The following is a 12,494-nucleotide window of genomic DNA, read 5'->3' as shown; positions in this document are numbered from 1 at the left end:
AAAGGCAATCCCTCCTGTGCCCAGCATCGTATTATTCACAAGATTCCGCCTCTTCTTCCAGAGCCTCTATCAAAAAACTGACCGGCCGAAATCCATCATTACATGAAATCATTGCCGCTTTTTTATTTTTCATCCAACCGTTATATAAATTTTCTCCCCCATGGGCTAAGGTCATCACAAACGCAGACATACTTTCCCAAGCACTGTCACACATACCGCTTGGTTTTTCCCATCCATTGGCAATGAAAACTTGTCCCTCCTGCAAATCACAGGCATGTTCGATAGGATTTTCGTATTTTTCCATCAAATCCTCATAACACGCCTTTTTCATCACAGTAATCCTGCATTTTTTCATAAAATCGTTCCCTTTCCCTCATTATTTTTGTGCTCTGCTTTCAATTTCCTGAAGTTCAAAACGATATTTTTGTTTGACACCCGGATATTTTGTATGATCCACTTCTTCCAAGAACATAGCCAGCGGCCGAATCCACAGGCCGCCGTCTTCATACAGCTTTCGATACACTACATATTCTTCTCCGGTTTCCGAATGTTTGGCAAGCTCTTCCACCAAATAATAGTCGCCTTTAAAATGTTTGTAGATCCTTTTTATTTGTATTTCTCGCAAGACCATTCTCTCCTTTCTATTATCCTAAATATAGCATATGTATTTCTGCTTTTCAATGGTTTTTATCCTCAAAATACATAGAAAACCGTCTGCAAAAGGGCTATCCCTTTTGCAGACGGTTTATATTTTCTGTCCTGCAGAAGCAAGACATTTGCTGTTACTGCTCTAAGAATCTTTGCAGCATGGCCGCAACTTCGGCACGGGTGGCATTCCCCAATGGATCCAGACGTCCGTCATCATGTCCATTGATGAGTCCGGCACCAACTGCCCACTTAACGTTCTCAAGTGCCCAGTCAGAAACCTGATCCGCATCAATAAATCTGCTCAGATCCCCTGTCTCATCCGTTGCTCTTCCCTTGAAGTCCCCATAGCGCTCCAAAATCGCCGCAATCTGCTCACGGGTAATTGAATCGTTCGGAGCAAACGTATTTTCATCATATCCATTGACAATTCCATTTGCCGCTGCCCAGTTAACCGCTTCTGCATAATATTCCCCTTCCGGAATATCCTTGAATCCTGACATCTCTCCCTGGGGTTCTCCTTCCGCACGGTGAAGTACCGTCACCAGCATTCCTCTTGTCATAACATCATTGGGTCCAAACTCTGTTTCCGATATTCCTGCAAACAGCTGGTTCTCGTAAGCGTACTTTACATTTTCATAATACCAGTCGCTCTCCTGTACGTCTCCAAACGGGTTTTCCCATACGCTTTCCATGTCCTCTGTCCATTTTGCGTACAGCGTGATATTCTTTGTCACCTTGCTGGAAAAATCATAAGCATTCATACATTCTGCCTCTGTATACCAGCCTCCAAATATATATCCTTCCCTGCTTGGATCTTCCGGTTTGCTGGCAGTCTCGTTTTTGCTGATACGCTGACTGCTGACTGCACTTCCGCCCTGACTGTCAAAGCTGACGGTATATGTTGTCCCTATCCCGCCTGCCGACTGACTGGAATATTTGACATCGCCCGACGGTATAAAATGCAGTACATAGTTTTTCTCGCCAATACTGAACTCTATTTCCTGATCTCTTCCGGTTACCTTTACAGAATAGCTTCCTCCGTTCTCCAGCACCTTGCCCGCAATGACGACTTTTCCACCATCGGCCGCATACGCTGTAAACTGTTTGTTCCCTGAATATGTAGACGGCAGTGTATAATCGCATACATAGTTGCCTTCTTCGTCGACTCCAAAGTAATCCAGGGTGATCGGCAAGCCCTCTATGCTTAGAATATCCTCGTTGCTCTCCAGCACATCAACTGTTACTCTGGCCCCTGCCTGGCTGAAGCTTACTTCATCCGTTTTCTTCATCTCTCCGCTCATGGTTCCCGATATGTCCGTTCTTTGCGTTTCCAATACCTGACCATCCTTATCCAGAAGGTTAGCGATCAATATCCCTTCCGTATAATCCTGCAGCGAATTATTCTGAAGCGTAATCTTTGCCGTGGTATTTCCATTTGCGTCCGATCCCTGTTCGACATCAAGCGCTGTCTTCTTTCCGGTTCTTCCAAGTGCTCCGGTCAGTAATACCGCCTTCTGATTGTCAGAACTGCTGTACTCCGGCAAACGCACCTTTTCGCTCTGACTTCCTATCTTTCCTTCTGTCCACACATCTGCATACAGATAGATTCCATTTTTCGGAATCTCTGTCTCCTTTAATGTATTAATCACATAATCCTTTACATCAAAAGTGAGTTCTACATTAAACACATCTTCATCGATCCGCTCAAGCGCTTCTCCTGTGATAAGCAAGCTGTTCTCCTGTACCGTTACCCCTGCCGTATTACTGCTTATCTTAGCTTTTTCTGTATACATATCATCCGTGTAAAAGTCGATTCTGACGGTCCTGTCTTTTCCGGCAAGTTCTGCGTCTGACATATTATACAGGGTCATGCCTATCGTCCGTTTTCCTTCTTCTTCCTTCAGGACCTCTATCCGCGAAATACCGATATCCGGATAGTCAAGATACACGATTCCATTCAGTTGTACGGCTCCTTCGTTGGCTGTTACTGTATATTCGATATCCTCTATCGTCTCTCCTATCTTATGCAATACCGGAACCACCGCACTCTGATTGGGCAGCAGGCTCTCGCTCAATTCTCCGGTCTCTCCGTTCCCCAAATCTACCGTCACGCCGCTCAGGTCGTTGATCCCTGTATTTCTCACTGAGAATTGTAGCGTCGTCCAGCTGTTACGCCTCAACTGCTGATATTCCACGCCTATGCTTTCCACTTCTGCCGCATTGTCCGCAAAACCAGAGGTTGCTGTATACAGCATTGCCTTCTCTCCGGGTACAAATACACCTCCCATGTCCACCAGATTTTTGTTGTCATATGCAGTCGTCTGAATGACCGCCTTCACTTCATCCTTTCCGCTCACATACCCTGCAAAATGATCCGTAAGGTTATTCTCCGGGAGTTTGGCCAGTTCCAATGCACCTGACAACACATATCCGCCATTGCCGTCACTCCGCAGGCGAGCCGCCTTGATCTCACTGTGCGCTGATACTCTCAGTCCATTACTGTCGGTTTCATCGCTTACATTCTCATTCCACAGTATACTCAGATTTTCTATGCCTCTATGACTGCTGTTCAGCGTTGCAAACCGGAAATCGGCTCCCACATTTGCGCTGTCTGTGCTGGTCAGTTCTGTCAGTGATGCAGGGAAACTATTGGAAATCACTCCATCCGCACTGACTGCCGCCATCTGGATGTCGCTTTCTCCTTCCTTCACACTGTGCCATCCAATCACAAACCGGTCATCCCCCTCGGCAAACTGCGCACTGATCACCTGAGGATTTTCATCCAGGTTCTGGTCTGCTGTCAGCATCATAGCGGTGCCTAAGCTTCCGTCATTTTTCACCAGCGTGTATCCTACTTCATATTCATCCGTATTCCCATTTTCGCTTTTGTCCAGCGTATATACCGCTATCGCCGTACCATCCGGAAGCATGGCTGCCTCCAACGCCTTGACACTGCCTCCGGCTCCGTTATACAGCTGCTTTGCCTCACTCCACCGGATTCCATCATAACTCCTGTACATAATGGCATCCTGTGATTTGAAATTGAGCAGATTTTCTTCTCCGCTGCTGTATACATTCCGCCAGAAAACGACTGCTTTGCCGTTGTTTGCCGCAACTGCCGGCGCCAAATCCGGGCTGCCGTTATTGGTCAGCTGTGTAGATTTCCACTGCGTTCCGTCATAAACAGATGCCACAACCTCACTGCTGTTCATCAACAGATGTTGTTCCTCTGCATTGACCGCATCTCCTGCATCTTTTTCCGGTATCTCACTCCGCATTCTTACCCAAGCGGCCGCAGCAAAGTTCTCTTCTCCTGCTATATCCGCATCACTATCCCCAAATCCCTCAAATCCTGACGGATCCGGAACCGGCATCGGTTCGCTGTAGCTTCCATTTTCTAGCCGGCTGTACTGTATCTGACTGTCATAAATACTTGTGCTGTTTTGATCACTGATATGCACCAGCACTTTTCCATCATCACTAATTTCCGGATATGCCCCGGGGTTCGCATTGCTTTGCAGATTTTCCAGCCGGTTCTCTTCATCCAGGCTAAACAGGTCTACACGATCTCCTTCTCCCCAACTGCGGGCATACTGTTCCAAATAATTCCGGCTTTGCAGAGTCGCAGAGGCACTTACTACATTCAGGCCGCTTCCTTCCGCCTCTGACTGCAATTCCATCAGGGACAGCCCCGATGTGGCACTTCCCCAATAGTTATCGATTTCTCCCCAGCTGTTAAACGTCTTGGTTGCTCCAAATGACCCGGAAGCCAACACTGCATCATAGGAAATAAACAGGAATTTGGCCACAAACTTGATCCCCGCTTCTCCTGTGATTCCCAATGCCTGACCGTTCAGCTGCCGCTTGGAGGCATCCGCCAGATAGGTGCGGGACAAGAATTTGTTCTGATTATCCACTGTCAATTTCCCAAATACGCCAAACTTGAAAGCTACCACCGAATAGTCAAATCCTACTCCACCAAAAGCTTCCGCATACGCATTGATTCGCAGCGTAGTCAAATAATCATTCACTGCGCTCAGATTCGGATCGCTCCACGCCAGTTCACTTCCCTGCTGGCTATATCGCACTGCTGTCTTGAAGTCCAGCTGAATCGCTCCGCCTACCTCAAACGAAGCCGTCACCGGCACAGGTCCCACCATGGTGTTGATATTAAAGTTGAACGCCATGCCTGCTCCTGCTGTAAATCCTCCGGCTACCGTATATACTTCCCACTTCTTCTTGGCAAGGTTATACCGTATTTCCGCCTCATAGAATCCTTCAAGCTGCAAATTCAGATCTGTACCTTTAAAACTGCTCTTTGACGCATTCTGCCGGTATGTTTCCGCCGGGTTATATGTCCCCTGCGCCATTTCGCTCAAATCGCCTACACCGGGCACGCCTATTTCTGCTTCGGAAGAAAGGAAATTTGTATCCAGCGCTATTCCGTTTTCTTCATAGTTCATGTCATCCAAATCCATGGTGTTGTACCCTGTCCAAATCAGCGCTTTAAATACCGTCGGGTCCTCACTGGGCGAGATAATCATCTTAAACACCGAAGAATCTACCGGTCCGTTGATATCACTCAATTTCCCGCTCAGGGTCTTCAGAATGCTGCTGCCCCCCTGTTCTCCAAAATCAGAAGCCTTTGCCTGGCTTGCTTCCTTCATGGTCACCAGCACATTAGAAACATCATCATCCTCATTCACTTCCGGCACCCGTGACAAATCGATCAGCCGGAACGGCATTACCCGCTCTTGTACCAAATCCTTGCCTTTGCTCAGCCGGGTCTTCAGCCCCATATCTGTTCCATCCGGTATCCATCCGGTATTGGTCATGCTTTCCTCTGTTAGCGTTAACTTATTGCTTACTATGGGTATGGATGAAAACGGATATGGCTCTACACTGAAACTCTGCGATGCCGGTATATATCCATTTTCATCGACCATCTTCAATTCGTAGGATTCGACTCCTTCCATTGTCTCGCCCCACAAATACATCACGGTTTGCAGTTCTGTCTCTTTGTAAGAACTGCTCGGACCTATTCTTCCATTAAATTTACGAACATCCTGCAGCCGTCCATAATCCACCTTCTGAAACGCTACAAACGGTTTATTTTGTTCTCCTGCCGCTACCTCCTCAAGCGTAATGACACCCTCGGCCATGCGTACTCCTTCAATCATGCCAACGCTTGCATTTGCTGTATGCAGCAGCGGATAATACTGGTTGCCGCTTATTTCGCTGATCTCAAAGATGTATTCTATTTTATCCGTTGACACCAAAACAGCCTGTTCGTTCTCTCCGTTTTCTTTCGACCAAAACTGGCTGCTGTCAAAGTATACCGTCACCGTTCCGTTTGCGTCCGTGTGATAGGTTTGCCCTATGCCTCCCTCTTTTAAGGAATCCGCATCGGGTCCCAGCTTAGCCGTTTCGCAGTAATATCCGTTCTTATATACACCCCCGCGTATGGTAATATCTGTATCGCTGAGCGGATCTCCTCCCGGCTTGCTCAATGTCAGTTTTGCTTTGGCCACTTCACGAAGACTTATATTATTTATTGGATACAGCTGCAATTTTGCTGCATCTCTTTCTCCGGATGCTATATTCCACTGATAAATCGTTCCCAGATACAGCGTATCCCCTTCCTGGGATCTCAGCCACACATCGCTTCCTATCCCATTGGGTTCATACAGCGCCAGCGTTCCGTCTCCGTTGGTGTTGAATGTCCTCTGGTTCCCCGCTCCGTCTACATACTCTAATGTAGTCTCAATTGCCGGATCGACCTGGAAGAAATAGAACTTATCTTTCAATGTAGACGACTGCACTGTCAGTGTTGCAGACATACCCGTTGCAGCATGGGTTGCCGTTATCGTCGTTTCACCGCTGGCCGTCGAGCTGATTCCCATCTGGGTCTGTGGCAAATAGCTGCTGTAAGAAAAATTCTTGATATTTTCATACAAGCCGCCCTGCTTATAGTTGATCGCCGCAATTTCATCGTTGCCGCTTTCCCAGGATATCCCATCTTTAAACGCATTCCAGCTGTAATCCTGATAATTGATCCCTACATAATCCATCAGATTCAGCTGCTGCCGCAGTTTCTGTATCCCCTGCGTATCCGTCGGCAGCGGCCCGCTGCTTCCGTCAACTTTTCCTATATTATTCATCGTCAGGTGGTCTATTTCCTGATTTTCACTATTGACCAGATGCAGTGCCTCCCTGTTGTATACATACAGCGGATAGGAGTCCTGGCTTGGGGCATCTCCTCCAACATTATACAATGTCAGCATCACCTGATACGTATGCTTCAGTTCTTCTTCTCCCAAATCACTCAAACTGAGCTTATAGCTTCCTTCTGCCGCACTGATTGGCTCCGTAATCGTGTTAATCACCCGATTGTCTTCCGCCACCTGGATGATATTGAGTTCTGCCGTCTGACCGCTTCCCTCTGTCCAATCCTCTAAAATCCACGGTATCTCTATGCTGTCTGTCTCGTCGGTCAGCGATGTTTTTTCCGGCCGCACCAGCTTAGCCGCCGCCGGTTTCGGGCGCACCACAATCCAAACCATTGCACTCAGCCGCACACTATCGTCCTGTGCATTGGGATGCGGCATGGAAACACGCACCGTATATGCCGGCGTATTTTCCTCGGACAGCTTTGACAAAACACCTTCGTCAATCGTTATGCTGTTTGCTTCCATTTCCGCTTCATAGGTCTTGAGTGCTGCCACGTTCTCTAAATCTGCTTCACTTCCGTAATTTCCCTCATAGAGGTCTATCCGGAACTTAAAGTCTTTATCCTCTACAAAATAACTTGCATTGGAACTCCAAAGCACGGTTGCCGGCGCATTCTGACGGCTTATGATTGTGGAGGAACCGGTTGGGATCACCAGAGCAATCGAGTCACCCGCAATAACCGTATATACCGCCGAGCTTCCACTAACGGCTTCTGCCTTTCCCCCATTGTCCGCCGTAAAGGTAAAGGTCACCTCTCCTATGCTGGTTCCTGTCAGCGTCACCGCTCCCGTATTGGGATCTATGGCTGCTACCTCCGGGTTGCTGCTGCTCCACTGTCCACTGGTGATAGTCGGCGTCTTTCCGGAATCATTGGCACATTCTGCACTCAGCGTGGGACGATAGCTTTCACCCAAGGACAGCGTATAGTTTTTCTCCTCACTTTCGGGCTTTACTGTCACTTTGTTTACCAGAACAAATGCGGGAACTGTTATGCTTGTATTTACCCAATATACATCCACCCAGTCAGGCTCTGCAATCGTTCCCTCGTTTGCCTGCAGTCTGGCTGTATAGGCCACTTCATCAAGTTCTTTCTCTATCCCGAATGACTGTGTCTGGTATGTCTTCCCGTCGTCACTCACATAAAACTGCTGGGTCGTTAACTCACTGCCGTCTGGTTTGTAAAGCACTATGCGGAACGGCAGTTCCTGCGGATTTGTTCCGCTCCCGTAATCAACGTATTTGGTTTTATACGCTTCCGTTTCATCCAATGTCAGCGTAAAACTTGCCTTTTCATCTTCTCCATAGCTTCCCTGTATTCCTTTTGCCGCATTACGCATCAGCGCCGCTTTTAAATTTGCCCCTTCAACTGTTTGGCCGCTTATCTCCACACCATTACCAAATAAATCCGTAATCCCAGACGAAATTGAAATTGTTAACTTTTCACCATCGGTTGGCTGCACGGGGTACCAAAAATATACACCGTCTCCTGAAAAGGCAGCACTAAGTTCTGATGCCTTAAAATTCTTTCCATTGGCTGTTATGATTGCATTTTCGTCAATCTTCACCATTTCGTCAAAATCCAGTTCAACATAAACGCTCTGGCCAAAATAATATGTTCCCTCTGTTGTTTTAACATTTTGAAGCACTGGACTTGTTTCATCGTCAATCAGGGAAATCGTTCCGCCTTCCAAAACACCGGTAATCCAATTCAAAGCCGGCCCCCCTACACTGGTGTCAAACGCATTTTCAAGTGTAAGAGATTGTGGAATTGCTATTCTATTTCCCCAGCCCGTGAATTCAAGTGTATATTTTTCTCCGGGCGCAAGCGCTTTTCCGCTAATATCCTGCTGTATCTCGATTCTGCGAAAATCCTGAACGCCGTAATTTATATAGGTATCCGTTCGGGTTGCTATACCTGCACTGTTGGTTTGTGAAAATTCACCTTTAAAATGATAGTGCACAGCAATATCTTCATCACCATTTCCGATTGAAACATAGCCATCCGCACACTGCATACTAACAATCAAATTATTGAGTCTCTGCGATGGAATAGCCGGAAAACGGACTGGCTCCTGAAGAGATGTTCCATTCCATGTACTTTCATTTCTACCTATAGTTTCTGTCGTTTCCAGGTTTTGCATAAAATATTTCATTAATTTAATTGTATGATTATCTGTATACGCACCGCTGTTTTTAAACACAATTCCTTTGGCATTGGAGAATTCCAACACGCTTGTAATGTGTCCGCTCATCCGGCTTTCTGTCTCGTAAATTACGGCAGAAACCACAATGCGCACTCCTGTATACGCTTCGGTTTTGGTATTTTCAAAAGCCAAAGAACCGGTTAAAATATCTTCGGTAGGCCAACCGGGCATTGTCAACGTCGTATTAGCCAATTTGTTATTTTGAGCATCTGCCAAATAAACACTTATGCTTTTAAATTCCATACACGAATAAGCCGGTATAAATCTTACGTCAAAAGAAACCGTCTCCTTTGCCGGAATGACAAATGTATCGGAGGAAATAGACGGTGTCCCTCCCCCAGTGATATTAAGCTCGGTAAAATTACTTACATCCAATATGGGAAGGTCTGCATTCTCCGCCATCAGCGAAATATTTTCCTCACCCATCAGACTGATCCCCTCTGTCTGAAGCTGATTCATCAAACCATTCAAATTCTCTAAAGACTCGCCGCTGAAAGTCTTGCCCGAAAAATAGGTTTCCTGAATTCTGGCCAGTTCCTTTTCAATTTCTATAATAGTTTTCAGGTCTCCCAACGCAATAGGAGTTCCATCCACATACCCGATCTGACTTAAATCGGTTGCCGGATCCTCTAAAAGCGTTGTTGCTTCTTCCAGTGTTAACTCCTCGCCGTTTAAGGAGATGGTATAATCCGTCTTAATTTCACCGTTTTCATCCAGCAGTCCAAGCCCTTTCAGCCGCTCCGCTATCTGCTGTGCATCCATGCCTGTCAAGTCTGCCAACTGGTTCAGTATTTCCTGATTTTCCCCAGCCGAATTTCCTATCAGATCATTTACCGCCGCCAGCGCTGTGCCTGGCAATGTAGTCAGCAACAGTGCAAAACATACTATCATTGCTATAAATCGTCTTTTCATTTTGTCTCCTCCTCATATTCCGTATTGTATTGCTTTTCTTCGTTGCATCGTTTTTTGGGGTGCCCACATACCCCGATTAATGTATTAGGCGCTTGCCGGTAAAATCGACAGGAGCCGCAATCAATACAGGGTTCTCCTTCCACAGATTCTGCATATGTACACGCATCTTCTCCTGTAAACAAAATTGGATAGCCTTCCGGTGTATAAATTGGCGTTTCAATAAAATCAGGATATATTTCCATATATCTTCCCGAATCCTCATCATACTGCAAAAGAATATCCAGTACTGTTCCTTCAATGTTATGGCGCCGTGTCTTTTCCATATTTGCCTCCTTTCTACTACGGTTGACCTCCTATCCTATTTTTTATTATATTAGAAATTTACCAATCTGTCATCACCCGTTTTAGCAAAAAAATGGGTCATATGGATTCCTTTTGCCAATAAAAAAGCACCGGCTCTGCGCCGATGCGTATAACAAAAATTTTATAAAACCGGTTTTATCAGTTTTACATTTTTAACGAAGCATATATTTTTTTAAATCTTGCCGGTGGCTGATGTTCAGCTTTTGCAGTGCCGTGGAAATATACCGCTTGACGGTATTGGGCGAAATATTCATGTGATTTCCTATCTCCTGATTCGTCCAGCCTCTGGCAGCCAACATTGCGGCGGCAAATTCTGTTGTCGTCAAATTATCTGCCACATCATGTCCAGTGACCGAATTATGAATTTTACGCCAACCGGCAGAAAACCGATAAGTAATTGCTATGATCCGCTTAAAATCCTCTGGCCAGTCCTTTTTAATGACTGCTTCTAACATGCCGCCAAGCAGGCCATGATGCTCTCCAAAACCTTCTATCAAATCATCCGGCCTTGCCAAATCCCAAGCTGCAAGCAAATGTTCCTGCGCCTGTTTGGGCTGCTTCAAACCCATATAGTCCATCACCGCCACAAGATGCAGATAAATTGCCGGAATCGGGTAATCCTCCGCCTGTAAAACAAGCGCCGTCTCCACAATTCCCAGACTTCTCCCGTAATCTTCCTGCAAATAGGTATAATGTGCCTGTACATACAAAGCAAACATCTGCACTCCCGGCGGAAGCAACGATAAATAATCCCGAACCGGCGGCAATCCATCTGGGAGCGGAAGATGCAAAAGCACAGCAGCTGCTGCCGCAACAAAGGCCTGGGCAGCCTTTACTTCAGGCAAAGTTTTTGCATCAGCAGCCAATATGCTTTTTACCTCAGAAAGCGCATATCGCGCCTTATGAATATGCCCTAAAGAAAGATTTGCATAAGCATAAATCCAGCAGGCAGAAAGCCGAATATCGGTATCCTCGGCTGTCAAATACAGTTCTGTCTCCATCGATGCCTTCTCGGCCTGCCCACTGAAATAATGATATTCCGCAAGTGCAATCTCTTTTTTTTGGCCTTCTTCCATTTGCGTAATATATTCCATACAATGTCCCGGTTCAAAGGAGGTATTCATCAATGGCATCAGCCCTGGATAGTGAACTGCTCTTTGTTTATTCTGCAATGGAACCGCGGCTTCCACTTTCTGTACAGAGCCTGGCTTTTCCGTTCCCTCTGGTATTTCCCAGGTTTTGTTGGTTTTGTTTGCCCCCTCAATTCTTCCCTGTGCGCAATATTCCTGCACCAGTTGTTCTGTCACGCCCCATTTTCTCGCAGCTTCCCGCACCGTCATATATTTCATGTTCACACCCTCTAAGGATTTTATGATCTTATAAATTATAACATATATATCAATCTATGTCAAAAAAATATCCTTGTTTCCATGACCCCTGCTTTTTTTAGCATGCCTGCCTGCAAACATTTTTGTTCTGCTATTTTTCTACACAAATTCTAAATTCTCCAACCCCTCCATGATCCCCATTTTCGTATTTTTGATCCTATAAAGTTTTTTCTCTTCTAAATCTTTTATGAAAACTTCTCCGTGTACGGTAAATCTTTTTATGATACCTTTTTCATTATAATAATAAATAAAATAATCCGGACTTTGATTGGGCAATTCGTCCTCCTGTGCTTTTGCAAGTTTTAGTCCGTTTAAATAATTGGTTATTTGTTCTATATGCGTTTTTGTTAGATATATCGCATGCCCATTTTCCAATGTATCATAATAAGACATATGAATTGCCGGCCCGCCTATAACAATCTTCTCTGCGTTCTCAAAATCAGGATGAAAATTCAATGACACAGTAGCCCTGAAATATGCCTTTATTTCATTGATTTCTAATTCCCTATTGGGCGACAAAATGAATAAAAGCACCAATGCAAGAACAAAAATAAGAAATACCGCTAAAAAAATAAATTTTTTATGATGTATTTTCATGTTTTACCTCCCTAAAAATCAGAGCGTTTTGTTAAGTTAAATGAAAATTGAGACCTTGAACTCCTTATGGTATAATGGTTTTACCCCAAACCCGAATACCTCCCTGAAAATCAGAGAAAGGAGATCAAGATCTCATGGATAAAATTATACC

At 45.5% G+C, this 12,494-nt stretch carries 6 protein-coding genes; all 6 read right to left on the bottom strand.

What is annotated here, in order from left to right; translation table 11 throughout:
- Window positions 1-31 precede the first annotated feature (31 nt).
- The 6 genes from INF28_RS11120 to INF28_RS11095 all read right to left on the bottom strand — a co-directional run bounded on the left by INF28_RS11120 (window position 32) and on the right by INF28_RS11095 (window position 12,343).
- Window positions 32-355, bottom strand: coding sequence for a TIGR04076 family protein (locus INF28_RS11120; protein WP_226393534.1), 324 nt, complete (start codon window positions 353-355; stop codon window positions 32-34).
- Window positions 356-376: 21 nt separating this feature from the next.
- A complete protein-coding gene (locus INF28_RS11115; protein ID WP_404815170.1) occupies window positions 377-625 on the bottom strand; it encodes a DUF1653 domain-containing protein in 249 nt (82 codons plus the stop codon).
- Window positions 626-782: 157 nt separating this feature from the next.
- Entirely contained in the window at window positions 783-9,995 is a 9,213-nt protein-coding gene (locus INF28_RS11110) for an S-layer homology domain-containing protein (RefSeq protein ID WP_226393532.1), read from the bottom strand.
- Complete coding sequence (locus INF28_RS11105) at window positions 9,992-10,318, bottom strand: hypothetical protein (protein ID WP_226393531.1); 327 nt, start codon at window positions 10,316-10,318, stop codon at window positions 9,992-9,994. The genes INF28_RS11110 and INF28_RS11105 overlap by 4 nt, the downstream gene beginning before the upstream one ends.
- A gap of 192 nt (window positions 10,319-10,510) precedes the next feature.
- Window positions 10,511-11,707 carry a LuxR C-terminal-related transcriptional regulator gene (locus tag INF28_RS11100; protein WP_226393530.1) on the bottom strand — a complete coding sequence of 399 codons (1,197 nt, stop codon included), beginning with the start codon at window positions 11,705-11,707 and terminating at the stop codon, window positions 10,511-10,513.
- A 138-nt stretch (window positions 11,708-11,845) separates the two neighbouring features.
- The gene (locus INF28_RS11095; RefSeq protein ID WP_226393529.1) at window positions 11,846-12,343 is read right to left on the bottom strand and encodes a hypothetical protein; all 498 of its coding nucleotides are present in this window, start codon (window positions 12,341-12,343) and stop codon (window positions 11,846-11,848) included.
- Window positions 12,344-12,494 lie beyond the last annotated feature (151 nt).

Source organism: Ructibacterium gallinarum, from assembly GCF_014982785.1.
Classification (GTDB): Bacteria; Bacillota; Clostridia; order Monoglobales; family Monoglobaceae; genus Ructibacterium; species Ructibacterium gallinarum.
This window is presented reverse-complemented; position numbering and strand designations above follow the sequence as displayed.

Excerpts from the sequence above, each read along its gene's own strand:
- INF28_RS11120 (WP_226393534.1), bottom strand. The coding sequence starts at position 355 with ATGAAAAAATGCAGGATTACTGTGATGAAAAAGGCGTGTTATGAGGAT.
- INF28_RS11110 (WP_226393532.1), bottom strand. The coding sequence starts at position 9,995 with ATGAAAAGACGATTTATAGCAATGATAGTATGTTTTGCACTGTTGCTG.
- INF28_RS11105 (WP_226393531.1), bottom strand. The coding sequence starts at position 10,318 with ATGGAAAAGACACGGCGCCATAACATTGAAGGAACAGTACTGGATATT.
- INF28_RS11100 (WP_226393530.1), bottom strand. The coding sequence starts at position 11,707 with ATGAAATATATGACGGTGCGGGAAGCTGCGAGAAAATGGGGCGTGACA.
- INF28_RS11095 (WP_226393529.1), bottom strand. The coding sequence starts at position 12,343 with ATGAAAATACATCATAAAAAATTTATTTTTTTAGCGGTATTTCTTATT.